This is a genomic window from Priestia sp. Y58 (assembly GCF_029522095.1).
In the GTDB taxonomy this organism is placed as follows: domain Bacteria; phylum Bacillota; class Bacilli; order Bacillales; family Bacillaceae_H; genus Priestia; species Priestia megaterium_E.
On record NZ_JAKWFL010000005.1, the window covers coordinates 85,635 to 104,628 of the forward strand.

At 37.8% G+C, this 18,994-nt stretch carries 16 protein-coding genes; 1 reads left to right on the plus strand and 15 read right to left on the minus strand.

Going from position 1 to position 18,994, the window contains the following annotated elements; translation table 11 throughout:
* Position 1 precedes the first annotated feature (1 nt).
* Genes MMB68_RS16320 through MMB68_RS16335 form a run of 4 tightly spaced genes read right to left on the minus strand, consistent with a single transcriptional unit; the run spans position 2 to position 7,303 of the window.
* Positions 2-3,250: a hypothetical protein gene (locus MMB68_RS16320; RefSeq protein WP_221783874.1), complete on the minus strand. Its 3,249-nt coding sequence runs from the start codon at positions 3,248-3,250 to the stop codon at positions 2-4.
* On the minus strand, positions 3,247-4,656 hold the full coding sequence (locus MMB68_RS16325; protein WP_221783872.1) for a glycosyltransferase family 2 protein: 1,410 nt from the start codon (positions 4,654-4,656) through the stop codon (positions 3,247-3,249). The genes MMB68_RS16320 and MMB68_RS16325 overlap by 4 nt, the downstream gene beginning before the upstream one ends.
* Positions 4,646-5,695 carry a HEAT repeat domain-containing protein gene (locus MMB68_RS16330; protein WP_221783871.1) on the minus strand — a complete coding sequence of 350 codons (1,050 nt, stop codon included), beginning with the start codon at positions 5,693-5,695 and terminating at the stop codon, positions 4,646-4,648. Before MMB68_RS16330 ends, MMB68_RS16325 begins: the two co-directional genes overlap by 11 nt.
* On the minus strand, positions 5,696-7,303 hold the full coding sequence (locus MMB68_RS16335; protein ID WP_221783869.1) for a GGDEF domain-containing response regulator: 1,608 nt from the start codon (positions 7,301-7,303) through the stop codon (positions 5,696-5,698).
* Positions 7,304-7,784: 481 nt separating this feature from the next.
* Here MMB68_RS16335 and MMB68_RS16340 point away from each other — a divergent pair, with 481 nt between their 5' ends.
* The gene (locus MMB68_RS16340) at positions 7,785-8,300 is read left to right on the plus strand and encodes a GNAT family protein (RefSeq protein ID WP_221783867.1); all 516 of its coding nucleotides are present in this window, start codon (positions 7,785-7,787) and stop codon (positions 8,298-8,300) included.
* A gap of 30 nt (positions 8,301-8,330) precedes the next feature.
* On the opposite strand, the gene MMB68_RS16345 is transcribed toward MMB68_RS16340, so the two are convergent.
* From MMB68_RS16345 to MMB68_RS16395, 11 genes are all read right to left on the minus strand, one after another.
* Positions 8,331-9,065: a sugar phosphate isomerase/epimerase family protein gene (locus tag MMB68_RS16345; protein ID WP_221783865.1), complete on the minus strand. Its 735-nt coding sequence runs from the start codon at positions 9,063-9,065 to the stop codon at positions 8,331-8,333.
* Positions 9,066-9,166: 101 nt separating this feature from the next.
* Positions 9,167-9,301 carry a hypothetical protein gene (locus MMB68_RS16350; RefSeq protein ID WP_260506668.1) on the minus strand — a complete coding sequence of 45 codons (135 nt, stop codon included), beginning with the start codon at positions 9,299-9,301 and terminating at the stop codon, positions 9,167-9,169.
* Positions 9,302-9,443: 142 nt separating this feature from the next.
* Positions 9,444-10,250, minus strand: a complete 807-nt coding sequence (locus MMB68_RS16355; protein WP_013055640.1) for a carbohydrate ABC transporter permease — start codon at positions 10,248-10,250, stop codon at positions 9,444-9,446.
* Positions 10,251-10,318: 68 nt separating this feature from the next.
* Positions 10,319-11,173, minus strand: a complete 855-nt coding sequence (locus MMB68_RS16360; protein WP_014461372.1) for a carbohydrate ABC transporter permease — start codon at positions 11,171-11,173, stop codon at positions 10,319-10,321.
* Positions 11,174-11,245: 72 nt separating this feature from the next.
* A complete protein-coding gene (locus MMB68_RS16365; protein WP_221783863.1) occupies positions 11,246-12,523 on the minus strand; it encodes an ABC transporter substrate-binding protein in 1,278 nt (425 codons plus the stop codon).
* Positions 12,524-12,874: 351 nt separating this feature from the next.
* On the minus strand, positions 12,875-13,486 hold the full coding sequence (locus MMB68_RS16370; protein ID WP_221783861.1) for a flavin reductase family protein: 612 nt from the start codon (positions 13,484-13,486) through the stop codon (positions 12,875-12,877).
* 23 nt (positions 13,487-13,509) lie between these two features.
* Positions 13,510-13,788 carry a hypothetical protein gene (locus MMB68_RS16375; RefSeq protein ID WP_221783982.1) on the minus strand — a complete coding sequence of 93 codons (279 nt, stop codon included), beginning with the start codon at positions 13,786-13,788 and terminating at the stop codon, positions 13,510-13,512.
* A gap of 110 nt (positions 13,789-13,898) precedes the next feature.
* On the minus strand, positions 13,899-15,167 hold the full coding sequence (locus MMB68_RS16380) for a 3D domain-containing protein (RefSeq protein WP_269870518.1): 1,269 nt from the start codon (positions 15,165-15,167) through the stop codon (positions 13,899-13,901).
* Positions 15,168-15,606: 439 nt separating this feature from the next.
* The gene (gene rbsB / locus MMB68_RS16385) at positions 15,607-16,527 is read right to left on the minus strand and encodes a ribose ABC transporter substrate-binding protein RbsB (protein WP_013055634.1); all 921 of its coding nucleotides are present in this window, start codon (positions 16,525-16,527) and stop codon (positions 15,607-15,609) included.
* 11 nt (positions 16,528-16,538) lie between these two features.
* Positions 16,539-17,498 carry a ribose ABC transporter permease RbsC gene (gene rbsC / locus MMB68_RS16390; RefSeq protein ID WP_025749709.1) on the minus strand — a complete coding sequence of 320 codons (960 nt, stop codon included), beginning with the start codon at positions 17,496-17,498 and terminating at the stop codon, positions 16,539-16,541.
* A 1-nt stretch (position 17,499) separates the two neighbouring features.
* Positions 17,500-18,981 carry a sugar ABC transporter ATP-binding protein gene (locus MMB68_RS16395; protein WP_277448169.1) on the minus strand — a complete coding sequence of 494 codons (1,482 nt, stop codon included), beginning with the start codon at positions 18,979-18,981 and terminating at the stop codon, positions 17,500-17,502.
* Between the last annotated feature and the right edge of the window lie 13 nt (positions 18,982-18,994).

Genomic DNA, 18,994 nt, shown 5'->3' on the forward strand with positions numbered 1-18,994 from the left:
GTTATTCCTCCGCTTGTAGTCGTCCATACGTTTTTTGCAATATGAAGTAGGACGGCTTTATTCGTTCGTGAAAAGTTGGATACTCCCAATTTTTCCACTTGTATAAGTAAAAATCTTTTAATAAAAGTTCGCCTTTTTTCTGAGTCGGAAACGTATCTTCTACGTCATTGCTCTTCTTATTAACAGCTACGACTCCCACTTGAATTCCTTTTATTTTCTCGCTGGATTCTAATCCTTTTTTGGACCAAATATCTCCCATTATTTCTTTTTGACTCGGGTCTTTTACATTTAAAAGCGCCCAAGGAATGCGAAGTTCAGCAATTCCATTTGATTCATTCACTTTAAAATCTGCTAGCGAATCAAATGAAGAAGAGTTAGGATCACTATTTCCTTCTTGGAGCTTCCCAGTTTCATAGGCGTCAAAAGGAATGGTTCTCTTGTTTTTCCCCTCTCCAATCGCTAACTCTTTGTTAAGGGCGAGCCTGATTGGATTAAACATGCCGTTGTCTTTCGTATCGGTTCCTTTTACGGCCGGAATCATTTTAAGCTGATGAGCATATGAAAAATAATACGTATCGTAATAGCTGTCTATCCATAAATGACTGTCTTCTTTCCCGTTTAATTCTGCTACAAAATCAATTCCTTTTGTTTTTAAGGAAGGAATTTGAGGAATCTTTGACTGTCCCTGATTGTTAATGGTATTAAACAAGAAATAAAGCTTTTGATCTTCCAGTTCTTTTGCACTCACGTGTAGATATAGATAACCTTCATCACTTGTAATGTTCAATGCTTTTAACTTCTTAGACGGCTTATATACCGACTTGCTGTTCAGCTTTTTCCAATCATCTGATTTACCGTCTACTTTCACTTTCAGCTTCGTTCCTGGATCAAAACTCAGCAGTCCAAAATGCTGCTCTCCCGTTTGCAAATTCGTCCAAAATGGCCTGCGATTCGGATTGTCGTACTCCATCGTATTCCACGTTCGCTTAAACCATTCATCTTGCCATGTAAAGACCATACCGCCAGCCATTTTTTCTTCGACAATGTCTTCATATAAGCGTGACAGAATCTTTCCTTGTTCTTGTTCCGTGTGAAAGCCTTGATCCCATCCGTATACGTTTCTATGGGTGAGTCCTCGCGAAGCCGGAATGCCAAATTCAGCAACAAGAACGGGCATATGATGAGCTTCTTTCATATTTTGCAAATAACCTGCATAGTTATTTTTCTCTCCTCGATGATCTCGATAAGCGAGATAACGAGGTTCATAGTTTAAAAAGTCAGGATAGTACGGATAAATATGATAAGAGGCAAATAAGCCAGGCTCAAATTTTTTAGTTGTGTGAATTAAATTAGGATTAACAGACACTTTATCTTCGTCTTCAGAAGGCTCATATGGATGAGTGAGCAAATCCGTCGTCACCCAGTTCGTAAAGCTCATGGGCCGCTGCCAATCATATTTATCCTGCTCATAGGAAATCGTTTTTTCCATAAGCTGAGCAAGCCAAATTTCAAAGGGATTGCCTTTTTCGGTATAGATGTACTGCCCTTTAAAATCTTTCATTCCTTTATGTTTTTCATTTGTCGAAAGAGCTACCGTGGGATCCCATTCAACTCCTATAATCCACCCCAACACATAAGGAGACACGTCTGCTGTATACGTTCCGCTTGCATGTCCTGTCCGTTTTGGCAGTGTTGCCTTTCCGTGAATAACGTTTACAATCCTTTTCATTTCGGCTTCAAATTCTTTTGTATTTTCCTTTGCAAAAGCATCTTGTGAATCATAGAAAACTTCTTCATTCACCCATACTCCATGAAAAAGATAAATGGGTTTCTTAGCTTTTTGGTTATACTCAGCAAGCGCTTCATAAAAGGCGGGAGGATGAATGGTGTATACGCGGATTGAGTTGGCATTCATCTTTCCAATTTCTTCAAACCAGCGCAAATATTCTTCTTTCGAAATAGCAGTCTCACCAGGGAAATGGCCTGGCTTACTAATGCCCATATTCACTCCTTTAATCAGCAAATCTTGCCACTTGCCGTTTTGATAAATTTGCAAATAATCTTTTCCTACTTTCCCTGCTACTTTAAGGTCAGCATCTTCATAGATTTCCATATTTTTATTAAAAGTAACAGAAGCAGGCTGTGATTCATTTTGCTGTTGATCTATGATCTTATTCATAAGAGGCAGGTAAACAGTCCAGTAAAAAGAAGACTCATCTTCTTTTCCGATTTTCTCTGTCCATTTCTTCCACACCGGGTAAAAAGAGGTTTGATAAATGGAAGGTACTTCTCCTTGATCTGCAAAATCTCCTGCAAAGTAATAGGTATCATATCGCTCTTTATTATGATGAACGACTGCTGGTATGGACAAAGGAATACCATTTTCCTTTAGCTTGTTTTTCCCTTCAGAATCTAAGTGAAAGACAAACTGAGCCTGCACATCACTTTTTTGCTGCGGTGTAATGACGTCAAACCAATATTGATAAGCAGATTCATCCTGTAAATTCAATGTTTTGTTTCCTTGTTTTGTGTATTGAAACCATACTGGATTTTCTTTTAATTCTTTTTCCGTTATAATAACGAGCTTATTGGATTCATTAACGAATAATAAGCCTTTTCCTGTAAGGCTCCACTCTTTGTTGTACTGCTTTTTGTAAGCACTTTTCACCCAAGCAGGAACTTCTTCACTGCCGAATTCCTCAAAATAGCGTCCAATCCAGCCGGACCACGTAACATTGTACAATTCATACAGTTCTTTGCGAACGTCTAAAGAAGTAGGGCTCCCAAATGTATTAAACTCTCCAATCAGCGTTTTTGTACGTCCATTCAACGCTTTCTTAACGTAGCTCACGTCTTCAGAAGTCATGCCGCCATACACCAATTGAGAGCGATCTCCTCTTTTAGCTTTTACGCCTAAATCTTCTTTGTATACGCCATACGTGTCCGTGATATAAATCATATCTGCAGACTTTGTTTTTGGCAGAGATTTAATGCTGTATGTTTTATCTCCATTCGGGTAAAACCCTGCATAATCTTTTGAGATTTTATAAGGCTTCCCTTCTTTTTGTACTTTCGCTTGATTCAGCATCCACATTAAACCTTGATGCTCTCGAAACGTTTGATCCGGCACTGTTTTATCAATGACAAGCATATCCAAATCAGTTGGTTTCTTTAGCTGCCAAAGAAGAAATGGAGAAGCCGTTACTGCCATAACCAAAATAATGCCTCCAATTAATAACCATTTTTTCATTGTGAAACTCCTTTTCGCTGCATGTCTCCCCAGCCTTTTTTATTGCGAATAACATCCAACAATCCATGACAGCGCCATATAACAGTTAGAGGTCGATACCAAAAGGATTCAGTCAGGGAAAAGACAAACAGTTTAGCAATATCGGATACTCTTGGATATTTGCGAAGGCTCCACTCTTCTAGCAAAACGGCCGCCATCGAATAAAGAGAACCATATACAACCATCAAGAGAAAAAGCAAATAAGCAAATTCTACATAAATCCCGCCTACAACTAGAGAAATAATAATAAACAAATAGCCTAACATTTCCATGACCGGCCCGATTAGTTCAATAAACACAAAATAAGGCATAGAAATCATTCCGATACTTCCGTATCTTGGATTAAACAGCATCTCTTTATGCTTCCAAAGACTATCAAATAAACCACGGTGCCAGCGGTTCCGCTGTCTTCGCAAATATTTGATTTCATCGGGTGCCTCTGTCCAGCATACGGGATCTGGAATATAAACAATTTGATTGTTGGTTTTTTTCTGTTTAATCAGTCGGTGCAGGCGAACAACGAGCTCCATGTCTTCGCCGACTGTATGAGAATAACCCCCAGCTTCAATCACCCAGCGTTTAGAAAATACGCCAAATGCTCCTGACACAATAAGTAATAAATTATGGCGACTGAGACCAATGCGCCCCATAAGAAAGGCACGTAAATATTCAATAATCTGCATCACAACAAGCGGCTGCGTATCAAGTCCAATCGATACGACCGCACCGTTTTCGATTTTACATCCGTTTGCAATTCGAATACTTCCCCCTGAAGCAATTACTTCTCCGTCTGAATCAATAATTGGCTTCATAACTTTTAAAAAAGCATCTCTTTCTAACACTGAATCGCCATCGATCGAACAAAAATAAGGATAGTTGGATAAATTAATTCCTGCATTTAACGCATCTGACTTTCCCCCATTTTGTTTATCGACTACATATAAATAATCGTATAATTTAGAACGATATACAGCTTTTACTTCTTTCGTCTCTACTTGCTTTCTCACAACTCGATTCATTTTCACAAGAGAAAACTCTTCGATAAGCTTTTCTAACGTATCATCTGAAGATCCATCATTTACCACGATTACTTCATATTCCGGATATTCAATTCCTAGCAGCGAACGTACGCTTCCAATAATCCCGACAGATTCGTTATAAGCGGGAACTAATATAGATAACGGCGTTGTATAGCTAACCGCAAGCAAATCTTCATAAGGTTCTTCATCATTTAATTGATATTGCTTTCGCAGTTGAAAAGCAGAGATGATAAACATCATAAAATAAAAACAAAGCACAAAAATCATATAAGCAAATACAGCCCATCCGCAAATAGACAATAAAAGATGCCAAACACTATTCCACAACCGTAACTCCTCCTTTTTCAAGCCATTCTGCTGCCATATCTTTCGAAAACTTGTCATCAGTCGTTTTGTATACATGAACTAAATATTCTTTACCCGTTGGGATTTTCATCATTGACTGAGCAGCATTCGAACGCACAAGAAAATGAGAATCTTTTAGCGACTGCTCGAGAAGTGACAATCCCTTCTCATCTCTCGTTTTGCCTATTAGTTTTGTAGCCATCATTCTTTCTTGCCACATATCTGATTGAAGATGTTTCGTGAGCTCCTCTATTCTTAATGGAAAAGATAAAGCATTAAGTGATTTCAACGAACGAATTCGCAGTTCTTCTGATGAACTTTTCATGTGCATTTTTAAGAAATCTATATACTCTAACTTATGATTGATACCTATCATATCGATAAGAGGCAGCTGAATTTCTTCTTGCAGGTCTTCAAATTTATTAATAAATTGCTGAAACTGTTCACTGTTCATAGTTCCAAACAAAGAGCGGTACATAAATTCAGACAGCGGTCTAGAAGCGTTCGTCATGTACACAACAAACTCAGGGCGATTCAGCTTAACTAAAATTTTTAAAATTTGATTTTTTTCAGCCGCTGTACTATTTTTTTTCTCATACATTTCTACTAATTGGTCTGTTAGCGTAGTTAGACCAAAGTCTTCAATAGCATAAAGGGCATTCATTCTGACACTCCACCTAGAATGATGCAGCTCTTTTTTATATTTGGGTGTAAAAACCTTCTCCGCATAGAGCGTGATGTTATTTAGAATTTCATCGCCTTGCACAGCTGCAGAAAAACCGCTCAATAGTTCCTCTACACCCGCCAGCTCTATTTTATTTTTAGGCTCTACCCGATGCTCTTCATCTTTTCTGTATAAATAAATAAAAAGAGATTCTTTCATACTATCTTTATAGGATTCTACTTTTGCTCGAAAAGCGTTTAAACGCGCTTTTTGAATAAGTAAATAACTCAGAAAACAGACTAAAAGCAATAGCAATCCGCCAAATAAGACATATACCACTTGAATGGACATCGCCATTTATTTCACCTTCTTCATTAAATGACGCACGCGCGCTTCAAGCTCCATTAACTTAAATGGCTTTGTCATGTAATCGTCTGCCCCGAGCTCTAATGCTCTTTGAATATCTTGTTCGCTGTTTCTTGATGTAAGCATAATAACCGTGTACTGATCGTGACGTTTATGCTGTCTTAATTTTTGTAGCACTTCCAAGCCATCCATCTTAGGCATCATTCCATCTAAAATAACAAAGTACTGATCGCTAGAGTGAATCCATTGGGACTCAAAAAATTCGATGCCGTCTTTAAACACTTCTATTTTCACTTCATAGCGATCTCCTACATCAATCTTGCTTAAAAGCTCTTTTAGCATCGTTCGAATGATAGAATCATCATCAATAATAGCCATACGAAGCGTTCGCTTTTTAACCAGCTTGCTTTGAGAAGAAGCTACAATTTTTTGACGTCCTGACTCCTTCGCTGTATATAATGCTTCATCAGCTTGATGAAGAGCTTTTTCTAACGTCCACTCATTATTATGAACTTCTACAACTCCGCCGGAAAAGCTGCAATAAAACGAATTGCTTTGATGTGTGAACATTTTTTTCACAAAGGAATCCAACAGTCTATTTAATACTGTTTCTGCCTCTTTTATATTGGTTTTTGGCAGTAAAAGAATAAATTCTTCGCCTCCATATCTAAAAATGTGATCTGTTGGACGAATTTCATGCTTCATATACTCTACAAATTCTTGCAGCACGCGGTCTCCCATAAGATGTCCATATTGATCATTTATTTTCTTAAAGAAATCTAAATCTAAAATCGCCAAACAAAAAGGATCTTTTAAGCGGTCGAAGCTCGACAGCTGCTGACTGTAGATTTCTTTTAAATACGTTCGGTTATAGGCTCCTGTTAATTCATCAAACATTAAATAGGAGTTAAACATCTGCTTTCGTTCAATATGGTGACCAATTCGAAGCAGACTTTCTTCCATATTAAGAGGTTTAACAAAAAAATCATCGGCTCCTAATTTAAAAGCCTTCAAACGCGTCTCTCTTTGATTATCAACGCTCATCATGACAATCGGGACGAACAGTTGCTTTGTTTTATCACGCAAAAATGAAAGAATGTCAAATCCCGTACCGTCTTTCATATGTACATCTACAACAAAACAATCCGGCTTTAATTCGTAAAAAGCCGTAATGGCTTTTTCTTTAGAGGCAGTTGCTAATACGTACCAGCCTTGTTTTTCAAACTGTTCTTTTAAATACATCAGCATTGAAAGATCATCATCCACAAGTAAAACATTAGCTGTTTGTTCACTAATTTCTATCGGTTTATTTATATCTTCTACCGATTGAATTTCATCTTGATAACAAATTTTAATAATATCTAATAAAAATGCATTTAACTCCGCGTAATTCCAGGTTTTTTTCTGATTTTTTTCAACAGCTTCCATTAACTCGCGGGAGCGGTCTCCTAAATAATGCAGTCCAATGGTTGCAGACGTTCCAGAAATTGAATGCAAAAAGCGGTACACCTCTTCATGAGGTATTTCTTCATTTTGATCAGTCCACTCTTGCAGCTGTTTGCGGACATTAGCTAATAATGCAATTTGATATTTATCCATCTTATACACCCTTTGTTCGATATAGTTAACACTTACCCCATATTACTCCATCCATTTTTCTATAATATTTTGTAAGTAAATGAAATATTTTCTTACTTTTATTTTAAGTATGTTTTTTCCAAATGAAAAGTAATTACTCTTTAACCATACTTTTCCTCCAATGATTTTACTTTAAAATGATTCTTTTTTCACTCATTATTTTTCCTTCCCAATAAGCAAAACGTCCTGTTACCTTCTTTATAAATAGACCTTCAAACTTATTGACAAAATTAATGAGTCTTTGTTACCCTTATACACGTTGTGAAAAATTTAAAAGTGAATGTTAAGGAAAGCAGCCGTTTTGATGAACGATCAATCAAATCAGGTTCTTTCCTTTTTATATTTTTACTAAGGTAGATACTTTATAAAGTTTCGCTTTATACACCGTGTTCTCTTTGTCATAGGCGCGTTTAGACCGAAAACAGACGGAAAGGAGTATAAAATGTTTACTCAGCTTACAGAAAAAAAACAAAATGCAGACGAACTAAAAGAAACACTTGATGATTTAGAGTTTCAGCTGTTTCGCATGCAGGATAATTTAAAAGAAATTGCTAAAAAGTATGAAGTTATTGGTGTCGATCAGCCTGAAGATAATCAGTTAGTTATTGTATCGGCACAAAATGACGGAAACGCATGTAAAATTATGCTAAACGAATGCACAAAAGCTTATAGAGGGTCTTGGGATTTTGCTATCGACGGCGTATATGAAGATAATCACACGATTTTTATCGGTGACATTAAAGGGCCTGCTAATAAAGGATATGGCTCTGTATGTATGAATTATTTAAAAGAAGTAGCGGTTGATCAAAATGTTCATGTCATTAAAGGCGATATCGCTGAGCGTGACTGGGATCATCTCGAAAGATTAATTCATTTTTATGAAAAACATAACTTTGAGGTAAATATTGATTATATGAATAAGTGCGGAGAGATTGAATGGACTCCAGCTTATCAATAAAGAAACGAACAGACGCTGTCTGTTCGTTTTTTATTTGATATATGCTAAGCTTTTTTTTATGCTGCTAAGAGGATTTTCTTTGCACTGATCTTGTTCAACAATCCACCATTTTACTCCTGCTCTATGTCCTTCTTGCATTACAGCCTTTACATCTACTCCTCCGGTACCAAGAGGAGCAAAAAATTGCTCGCCGTCTGTTGTCATATCTTTTAAATGGATAAAAGGCGTACGATTTCGATAGTGCTTCATCCACTCCACTGGATCTTCGCCTGCTTTAGTGAGCCAATAAATATCCAGCTCGACGTTTACCTCAGTTTCTTCTAAGATAGTGTGGAGAGCTGACTTTCCAGTTGACAATTTCTTCAGCTCAAAATCATGATGATGATAGCTAAATGACATGCCTTCTTTTTTACAATACGTATCAATATCATTTAAAGAATCAATAAGTTCGTAATACCCTTTTTCCGTTTGACGTTCAGGCATTAAATAAGGACAAACAATATGTGAATTTCCAACTTGCTGTTCAAAGTGAAGCACTTGCGCTAAATTAGATTCTAATTGTTCAAGCGGCACATGACTAGAAGCTGGATTTAGCTGTAAATCCGTTAACCAAGCTTTTACTTCTTGCGCTGTATGTCCTTCGTACCCTGCAAATTCTACCCCTTGATATCCTAAAGCAGCTACTTTTTGAAGCGTTCCTTTAAAATCTTTTTTCGTTTCTTCACGCAGCGTATAAAGCTGAACTCCTACAGGTATTTCTCCCATCTTCTCTCCCCCTGTTCATTAAGAAAGTGATTGAAATATAGCTAAATCAATCCAATCCAAAGACGAACAAGGTGAATAATTGAACTAGTATGAATTACTTGTTACACAGCTGTTGATTTCCGTTCAAGACTTCGCTTTCCGCGGGCGGCCGGTGAGCCTCCTCGTCGCTTCCGCGCCTGCGGGGTCTCACCTGTTCCGCTTTTCCCGCAGGAGTCTTCGTCCTGCCCTCCAATCAACAGCTAGAAGCAATTAACTACAATTAAACCTACGTTCATCCTAAGAATGAAAAATCCGAACGAATTTGATTCTCGATCAACAATTAAATTCGTTCGGACCCTCCTTTAAATAATATACTTTTATCTCAGCCTCTGCTGATTTTTATTTTACTGCACTTCCAAGCATTCCTGAAATAAAATGACGCTGAAGTGCCAGGAAGAATACAATGATTGGAATGGTTGCAATCGTTACTCCCATCATTACTTGACCGTAATCAATAATCGATAAGCCAATTAAGCTTGAAAGAGCAACTGGCAATGTAGCCATTTCGTTAGATGTAGTCGCAACTAGAGGCCACATAAAGTTATTCCACTGTGTCATAAATAAGAAAATAGCTGCTGCAGCCATAGCAGGCTTCATAGAAGGAAGCACAATAGTTAAAAAGATTCTCATCTCTCCAGCTCCGTCTAAACGAGCTGCTTCAATAAGTTCCGTTGGAAAAGCTAAAAAGTTCTGACGTAATAAAAAGATAGCAAACGGAAAGCACAGCTGCGGAACAATAAGAGCAAAATACGTATCAAGCAAATTAAAATTCGACATCAGCTGAAAAAGCGGAATGAGCGTTGCTTGATATGGAATCATCATAGACAATAAAAGCGTAGTGAAAATTGCGTTTCGGCCTTTGAATTCAAATTTAGATAGCGCATATGCAGCTGTGGAGCAGACCATTAAAGCTACAATCACATACACGACTGAAACAAATACTGAGTTAAAAAAGACGCGCCCTAAATCAATTGAAGCATTTAAATTTTGTAGATTTGTCATAAATTGATCGCCAGGCTTCAGCGTTGGAGGGTTTGTAAACATTTTTCCTGATTCATTCGTAGCGCCGATAATCATCCAGTAAAAAGGAAAAATAGAAATAATCGTGAACAGCCCAAGCATGCTGTATAATCCTATTTTGCGCATGATGTTACTTTTCTTTTTAACCTTAGGCACGGTAGCTACTGCGGTTGCTTCTACTCTCTCTAATACACTCATGATTTATCACCCGTAAATTTAAATTGGAAGAACGTTAAAATACCGACTAATAATACAACAACGTACGCAATGGCTGAAGCATATCCAAAATCAAAATATTTAAAGCCATTTTGATAAATATATAAGCCTAGCGTCATCGTGGAATCAGCAGGGCCGCCTTTTGTTAAGTTAAAAGGTTCGTCAAACAATTGAAGCGTGCCAATTGTTGATAAAATAGTAGCAAATAAGATAACGGGTTTTAATTGTGGAACCGTTACGTGGAAAAACTTTTGAATTCGGTTTGCCCCGTCTAAGTCAGCTGCTTCGTAAACTTCATGAGATAAACTTTGAAGAGCTGCTAGAAAAATAACCATGTTATAACCTGTCCATCTCCAAGTCATCGCAACGATGATTGAGACTTTAGCCCAGAATGGATCTCCCAGCCACTGAATGGCATCGATGCCAAAAAAACCTAAAATAGTATTCATTATTCCTTCATCTTGAAGAATGATTGAAAACAAAATAGAATAGGCAACTAGTGACGTTACTGCCGGCAAGAAAAATGAAACTCGGAAAAAACCTTTTAGTCTTAAAAGCTGACTGTTTAACGCGTTAGCTAGTACAAGTGCTAATAAAATCATTACGGGCACTTGAACGATTAAAATAATGCCGGTATTTCCAAGCGCTTTCCAGAAAATATCATCTCCAAGCAATCGTGTATAGTTTGATAGCCCGGTAAATACATACTTTCCGCCTTCCATGCTCTGAAAGCTTAGAATAAAAGATGAAAAAATAGGGTAGATGGTAAACAGCGCAAACAGCAAAAGTGCTGGAGCAATAAATAAGTAAGGCAATGATTTATTTGTCTTCATGATGACCTCCTAGTACCGCAAGAAGAAGAGATAGAAGGCAATTTTCTAAAAATCACCTTCTATGCTTCTTGATTATTTTTGAATTCGGTTTTCTAAGCGTTTTTGAGCTGCTTCAAGCGAGTCTTTAACGCCCTTACCATTTGTTACTTCTGACACAGCTTTGACTGCTTCACTGTTTGCAACTGAGTAATTGCCCGTAAAGTTAACTGGCTTAATATCTTTCATTTCATCTGCAAATGTTTTCCAAATCGTTTGATTGTTAAAGTACTCATCTTGTGCAGTGAATAATTTTGAAGAATATACGGTATTTAATGATGGGAATAATCCGCCCTTCATCGCTTCTTCTTGAACTTTATCCGTTGTTGAGAAATACTCCATAAATTTGTACGCTTCATCTGCTTTTTGACTAGTTGCTGAAATCACATAGTTGCTTCCGCCTAAGTTAGAAGCACGGTTGCCTCCTTCTTCAAACGACGGTAATAAAAACACTCCCCATTTTCCTTTTAAATCTGGAGCTTGTTGCGTAATAGAACCGGATAGCCAAGCACCAGATGGTGAACTTGCTACTTTACCTTCTGCTAAAGCACTGATTGAAGCATCCCATCCCACTGTATTTTTAACAATGCCTGCTTCTTTTAACTTCTTATTTAATTCCATTGCTTTTTTCGCTTCTTTAGAAGTTAAATTTAATTTTCCTTTGTCATTAAAATAGAACGTACCTTGCTGCGTAAGCGCCATTCGGAATAAGCCATCGTCATTATTAAAATCTAATCCTAATAAATCAACGCCAACTTTTTCTTTAATTTTTTTACCAGCCGCAATGTAATCATCCCATGTTTTGATGCTATTTGGATCTACGCCTGCTTTTTCAAAGTAATCTGTGCGATAGAAAACCCCTGTTGGACCTGCATCAAACGGGAAGCCGTACATGTCTCCATCCTTTGATAAAAGAGCTCTCTTAAACTCTGGAAACTTATCTTCTTGTTTATCGAACCCTTTTTTAGATAGGTTTAAAAATGCTTTTGGAAATGCATCCAAGTATCCTTGGAAACGATCGTCTTCTACTAATACGATGTCAGGAAGACCTTTTCCGCCAGCTTGCAATCCTGTTGTTAATTTTGAATAAACGTCTTCACGTCCCATATCCACTACTTTTAATTTAAATCCTGGATTCTCTTTTTGGTATTCTGCTGCTGCTTTCTTTAATACCGGTACGTTAATATTCCAAGCCCATGCAACAACTTCTTTTCCACCGCTACCACTTGTTTCATTAGCGGACTTTCCTCCGCATCCTGCAAGTACTAGGGTTAAAATGAGTGCAAAACTGATTAAACTAAACCAACGTTTCAATGAATACCCCTCCTATAATCTCGTCTCCTAGCGTGGCAAGTTTTTTTGTAAACGCTCATGACTCTTTCTCGAGAGAATTATTGAAAAATAATTCTGTATATTGAAAGCGTATACAATTTACTTAATCTAAATTATATGAATGAATACCCTTTTCCTCAATGGTAAATATAAAAGGCAAAAACCTTACATTTTTGCCTTTTTCTAAATTGATTTTGTTATTATGGTTTCTATTAACTTTTTCGTTCATGAAAAAAAGCGAATGTACTGTCGTTGTTGAAACAGAACACAATCGCTTATTTAAAAAAATCCAATGTATACTATTTTTTTGCTACATAAGTAACACTTTCTTGCTTATTTGGGACGTTCTAAGGAAAATAATTGCCCCAATTTACTATAGTTAGAACCCGCAAGTCGGCTGACCGGCTTCACACGTTCTGCAGAAACGCGATCGTTTTCTATCACTTTTTCACTAATATGAAACATCACAACTTCACCGATAAACAAATCCGAGCTGTATGCCTCATCCGTTCCTAATGGAACAATTTGGTGAAGCTTACATTCCATCCGAATGCTGGCTTCTTGAATTCCGGGAACCTGCACTTTTTTGCTCGGTGCTAGTGTTAACCCTGTTTCTTCGACTTCACTCACGGAAGAAGGATAAGAAGATGCCGCTTGATTCACTTGTTCCACTAAGTTTTCGTCTACAAGATGAACTACAAATTCTTTAGATGCACTAATATTTTTGGCCGTATCTTTCGTCATTTGACCTTCACTTCTCGAAACCGAAACGGCAATCAGCGGAGGCTCTGCCGCAACTACATTAAAGAAACTAAACGGTGCGGCATTCACTACACCGTCATCATTTTGACTTGTAACAAACGCAATCGGCCGGGGAATGACCACCCCTGTTAACAAATGATAATTGTCTTTTGCACTTTGTATCGCTGGATCGACTATCTTCATTTTACCCACTCCTTTTCTTCCATTTACTTTATTGTATGGTAACGAAAAGAGTATAGATTAGCTAGCAACTTGCTCACCAAACATGCAAAAAAGAGATTGAGACATACCTCCATCCACCTAATCCGAAGACGAACAACTGGGAGTAATGAGCTGGTATAGATCACTTGTGACACCACTGTTGATTTCCATGCAAGGCTTCGCTTTCCACGGGTGGCCGATAAGCCTCCTCGTCGCTTACGCGCCTGCGGGGTCTCATCACTTCTGCTTTTCCCGCAGGAGTCTTCGCCTTGCCCTTCAATCAACAGCTAGAAGCAACTAACTAGATGAAACTACGTTCACTACAACAATAAAAAAATCCGAACGATTCATCGTTCGGATTTTCCTGCAACTAAAATATTTTCAGCCTATTTCTTTAATTTAGCACCGTTACTTTCACTGTACGACGTCCGAATGCTTTTGCAGCTGACTCAGAAGGTACTAATACGTCAATTCGATATCCTTTAATCGCACCGCCCGTATCACCTGCTGTTGCCACTCCGTATCCTTCTACATATACTTTTGAACCTAATGGAATAACGGATGGATCTACCGCAATAATTTTATGAGTGCCTGAACTTACATTTTGTCCAGTGGCTGTTACGCCGCTACATCCTGCACAATTAGCTGTATAAGCTGTTGCTTCTACATACATTTCTTTTCCAGAATGCTTTTGTGTGCTTTCTTCTTTTTTCGTTTCTTTTGCCTCTGAAGAAACGGCTGCTTTCTTCTCTGTAGCCGCAGCTGTTTTTACTTCTTGTTTTGGCTCTGTTTTTACTTCTTTTTTAACCGTTGCTAGTTCAGCTTGACGCTTTGTTTCTGCATCAGCCTCAGCCTTTTCAGCTGCCTGCTGTTTTGCCACTTGCTCAGCTTGCTTTTGAGCTGCTTCTTTTTCTTTTGCAATCTTATCTTGAATGCCTGTTAATTCAGACTGAAGGCTTGCTTTTTCTGAAGAAGCTGCATCAATTTCATTTACGACCGTGCTGTACTTTTCTTGCATAGTTGTTAACGTTGCTGTTTGTTTGGCAACGTTTTTATCTAATTCAGCTTGTTTAGCCGCTAAGCTACCTTTTGCTGCTTCTAATACTTTTTCTTGCTTATCAATTTCTTTTTTATCTTTTTCAATTTGATCTAAATCATTTTGATGCTGCTTTAAAATATCATTATCTGCTGACAATAAAGTTGTGACAGCACCCATACGTGCAACAAAATCTCCAAAGTTATCAGCATTCATTAATGTATCAATAACAACGCTTGTTTTATCGTCTTGCTGCAAAGCAACTAATCGATTTTCAATAATATCTTTACGACTTAACACTTTTTCCTGAAGCAAAACAATTTCTTTTTTCTTTTTCTCAATCATTTTGTTCGCTTCTGAAATCTGCTTTTCAGTCGATGCTAACTCTTTTTTATTGCTAGAGATTACTGTATGTAATGAATTTAATTGTGATTGAATGTTTTGAACATCTGAATTGATAGACTGTTTCTCTTTCTCTTTTTGTTGAACAGCCTTTTCTGTTTCTTTAATTTTATTTTCAGTACTCTGGAGCGCTTCTTCATTCGATTGGGCGTGAGTCTCTGTGATGCCGGTCATGAAGAAAATTCCTGTGACTGCTGCAAGAGTCATACGCTTAAAAATTTTCATAAAGTAATAGTCCCCTTTCCTCATAGACATAGTTATACCATAAAAAGCTATCTGTTTATGTTACAATACAGTTAAAAGTTTCCCATAATCTGTATAACCAAGAATCTCTTTCTGGGAATTCATCACCAAAATCCCTTGATAGAGAGGTTTACTGTTTATTAAAAAAGATATATTTTTGTCATAAACAGGGCAAAATTGCTCTTTAAAAATAGAAATAAACGCTTATTATTACAGGTATATTACAAATTTTTCACAGAAAATTATGTGTTTTACCGTCTTTTTTCGGTGTTTTTTACTTTTTATTACATAAATTCCACCTACATAATTACTACACTATTTATAAAGTTGTGACTTTTTCACTTCTTTTTTACACTTTATATACATAAAAAGACGCCCATAAATCAAATGAGCGTCTTTTTTCTAAACACATATAAAACCATTATTTGTCAGAGGTTACTAGTTTTAAAGGCACTGGAATTTGCTTATCTACCTTTTTGCCTTGAAGAACATTTTTAGCAGACTTTACGGCAAGTTTACCAATTAAAACAGGCTGCTGGGCTACAGTTGCTCCTAGCTTCCCTTCTTTTACCGCTTTAATTGCATCGTCGTTTCCATCAAACCCTACTACTAGCACATCTTTTCCTGAGCTGTTAATCGCTTGAATAGCTCCTAATGCCATTTCATCATTATGAGCAAATACGGCTTTGATACCAGGATTTCCTTGAAGAACATTCTCCATAACGTTTAAGCCTTTTGTACGGTCAAAATCAGCCGACTGTTTAGCCGTAATATCTAGCTTTTGATCTGCAACGTTGTGGAACCCTTTTCCTCTTTCACGAGTTGCTGAAGCTCCCGGCACGCCTTCAAGTTCTGCTACTTGAGCTTTCTCCCCTACTTTTTTTACAATGTAATCAGCAGCCATTTGACCACCTTTTACATTATCTGAAGCTACCAGTGTTTCTACTTTTCCTTTTTCTGCTGAACGATCTAGCGTAATAACTGGAATGCCTACATTATTAGCCGATTGTACAGCTGTTGAAATAGCAGCTGAATCCGTTGGGTTAATAAGCAGAATGTTAACACCTTGCTGCATTAAATCTTCTACATCGTTAATTTGTTTTGCTGAATCATTTTGAGCATCTACTACAACTACTTCCATGCCCAGTTTTTTTGCTTCTTTTTGTACCCCTTCTTTTAGCGAAACAAAGAACGGATTGTTTAATGTAGAAACGGATAAACCAATTTTAATATCTTTTAAATTTTTACTTTCAGATGGTTTCGCCCACTCAGGAGGCTGAAGTGAACAAGCCCCTAACAGTAATAATGAAAATGATAATAGCACGAGCCAAATTTTCTTCATGTTTTTCCCTCCTAAGCTGACTTTTTGCGATCAATTAATACCGCGATTAAAATAACAATTCCTTTTACGACCATTTGGTAAAACGACGAAACGCCGAGTAAGTTCAAACCGTTGTTTAACGTTCCGATAATCAGCGCACCAATTAATGTTCCAACAATGCGTCCACGTCCTCCAGAAAGGCTTGTTCCACCTAGCACTACTGCAGCGATAGCATCTAACTCGTAAGACGTACCTGCCGTTGGCTGAGCAGAGTTCAAACGAGAAGTCAAAATCGCTCCTGATAGCGCTGCCAATAATCCTGCTAGTGAGTAGATCATAACCTTAACTTTTGGTACTTTAATTCCTGAAATAAATGCTGCTTTTTCATTTCCTCCGATTGCATATGTTCTGCGGCCAAACGGCGTTTTATGCAAAATCACCCATAGGACAGCAAACGCTAGTACCATCGTAATTGCCGGAACAGGAATACCTAGAAAATAGCCGCGGCCAAATAACTGGAAGTAATAGTTTTCACCTAAGCCCGTAATCGGATTTCCATCTGTATAAACAAGCGTTAACCCTCTAAAAATTGTCATCGTCGCTAGCGTTGCAATAAACGGCGCCATTTTTCCTTTTGTAATAAGCAAGCCGTTAATCATACCCATTACAGCTCCTAACACACATCCTATTAAAATAGCTAAAATAGGATCTACACCTGACACAATCATACCTGCCATTAACGCACTTGATAAAGCAAGTATAGAGCCAACCGATAAATCAATTCCGCCCGTTAAAATGACAAATGTCATACCGAATGCAATCAAGGCATTAATGGCTACTTGACGCAGCAAGTTTAAAATATTTAAAGGTTCTAAAAAGCTTGGATTTAAAATTGATACAATGACAATAAGAATAAATAGACCTAGTAACGGACCTAGCTTTTGCATCACGTTATCAACGCGATTTTCTTTTATCGCTGTGTTTGCTTTCATTTTACTGACCTCCTGTTGCAAATGTCATAATTTTTTCTTGAGTTGCTTCTTCACTTGTCAGTTCACCTGTTATTTTTCCTTCATGCACAACCAAAATGCGATCGCTCATGCCGAGTACTTCCGGAAGCTCTGAAGACACCATGATAATAGCCACGCCTCTGTCTGTCAGTTCATTCATAAGCTGATAAATTTCACGCTTTGCCCCGACGTCAACTCCTCGCGTTGGTTCATCTAAAATCAGCACTTTTGGTCCAATGCCAATCCATTTGGCAATAACTACTTTTTGCTGATTGCCTCCCGATAAGTTACCAGCACTCGTCTCAGACGACTCGGTTTTGATCGTTAAACGTTTAATAAGCAAATCTACAAATTGCTGCTCGCTTTTTTGTTCAATAAAACCTTTTGGCGAAAAGCTAAATAGACTTGGAAGCGCAATATTTTCTCGAATAGAAAAATTCAGGACGAGCCCTTCTGTTTTACGATCTTCTGTAATGAACCCGAGACCTAATTTAATGGCTTGGTCGGGCTTTGTGATACTGACCCGTTTGCCATTTAAGATAATTTCGCCTTTTTCTAATGGATCAAGCCCGAAGATAGCGCGCATAATTTCAGTTCTGCCAGCTCCCATTAGCCCCGCAACACCGACAATTTCTCCTGATCGCACCGAAAAATGAACGTCATGAAATACACCTTTTCTCTCCAAGCCCTTTGCTTCAAATACAACGTCTCCCTTAGGAGATGTCCTAGCAGGAAATCGATCCGTTAGCTCTCTTCCTACCATTTTTCGAACAACGTCATCGAAGCTGGTTTCTGGAATCGGCTTTTTGTCTACCGTCTGTCCGTCACGCATGACCGTAATGGAATCACAAATAGCGAAAATCTCTTCCATACGATGTGAAATATAGACAATCGATACACCTTGTTTTCGCAGCGCATTAATTACGTCAAATAACTTTTGAATTTCTCTTTCAGTAAGCGCTGCGGTTGGCTCGTCCATGATAATAACTTTTGCATTCGTCATCAGCGCTTTGGCTATTTCAATCATTTGCTGCTGTCCGACAGAACAAAGTCCCGCTTCTTGATCAAGAGGAATGGTCACAGCTAATTTTTCAAACTGCTTCTTTGCTAACGCTTTCATTTCTTTTGTTTTTAAAAAACCTAAAGGCGTTTTTAATTCTTTGCCGATAAATAAGTTCTCAAGCACCGTCATTTCAGGCCAAACGTTCAGCTCTTGATGAATAAATGTAATTCCGTTTTGTTCTGCTTCTTTTGGATTTTGAAAATACGTCTCTTTGCCATCAATCAGAATCTGTCCTTCATCTTTTTTATGAAGGCCGGTTAAAATATTCATCAGCGTAGATTTCCCCGCTCCATTTTCACCCATTAGTGCGTGAACTTCACCTTCATGTAATTCAAAATCCACGCCTCTTAGTACACGGTTGGCTCCAAAGGCTTTATGAATCCCTCTCATTGCAATATGCATGCTGTTCACCTCT

Bases quoted from the DNA above. Each gene is read 5' to 3' on its own strand.
- MMB68_RS16320 (WP_221783874.1), bottom strand. From the start codon at position 3,250: ATGAAAAAATGGTTATTAATTGGAGGCATTATTTTGGTTATGGCAGTA.
- MMB68_RS16330 (WP_221783871.1), bottom strand. From the start codon at position 5,695: ATGGCGATGTCCATTCAAGTGGTATATGTCTTATTTGGCGGATTGCTA.
- MMB68_RS16335 (WP_221783869.1), bottom strand. From the start codon at position 7,303: ATGGATAAATATCAAATTGCATTATTAGCTAATGTCCGCAAACAGCTG.
- MMB68_RS16340 (WP_221783867.1), top strand. From the start codon at position 7,785: ATGTTTACTCAGCTTACAGAAAAAAAACAAAATGCAGACGAACTAAAA.
- MMB68_RS16345 (WP_221783865.1), bottom strand. From the start codon at position 9,065: ATGGGAGAAATACCTGTAGGAGTTCAGCTTTATACGCTGCGTGAAGAA.
- MMB68_RS16355 (WP_013055640.1), bottom strand. From the start codon at position 10,250: ATGCGCAAAATAGGATTATACAGCATGCTTGGGCTGTTCACGATTATT.
- MMB68_RS16360 (WP_014461372.1), bottom strand. From the start codon at position 11,173: ATGAAGACAAATAAATCATTGCCTTACTTATTTATTGCTCCAGCACTT.
- MMB68_RS16370 (WP_221783861.1), bottom strand. From the start codon at position 13,486: ATGAAGATAGTCGATCCAGCGATACAAAGTGCAAAAGACAATTATCAT.
- MMB68_RS16380 (WP_269870518.1), bottom strand. From the start codon at position 15,167: ATGAAAATTTTTAAGCGTATGACTCTTGCAGCAGTCACAGGAATTTTC.
- rbsB (WP_013055634.1), bottom strand. From the start codon at position 16,527: ATGAAGAAAATTTGGCTCGTGCTATTATCATTTTCATTATTACTGTTA.
- rbsC (WP_025749709.1), bottom strand. From the start codon at position 17,498: ATGAAAGCAAACACAGCGATAAAAGAAAATCGCGTTGATAACGTGATG.
- MMB68_RS16395 (WP_277448169.1), bottom strand. From the start codon at position 18,981: ATGCATATTGCAATGAGAGGGATTCATAAAGCCTTTGGAGCCAACCGT.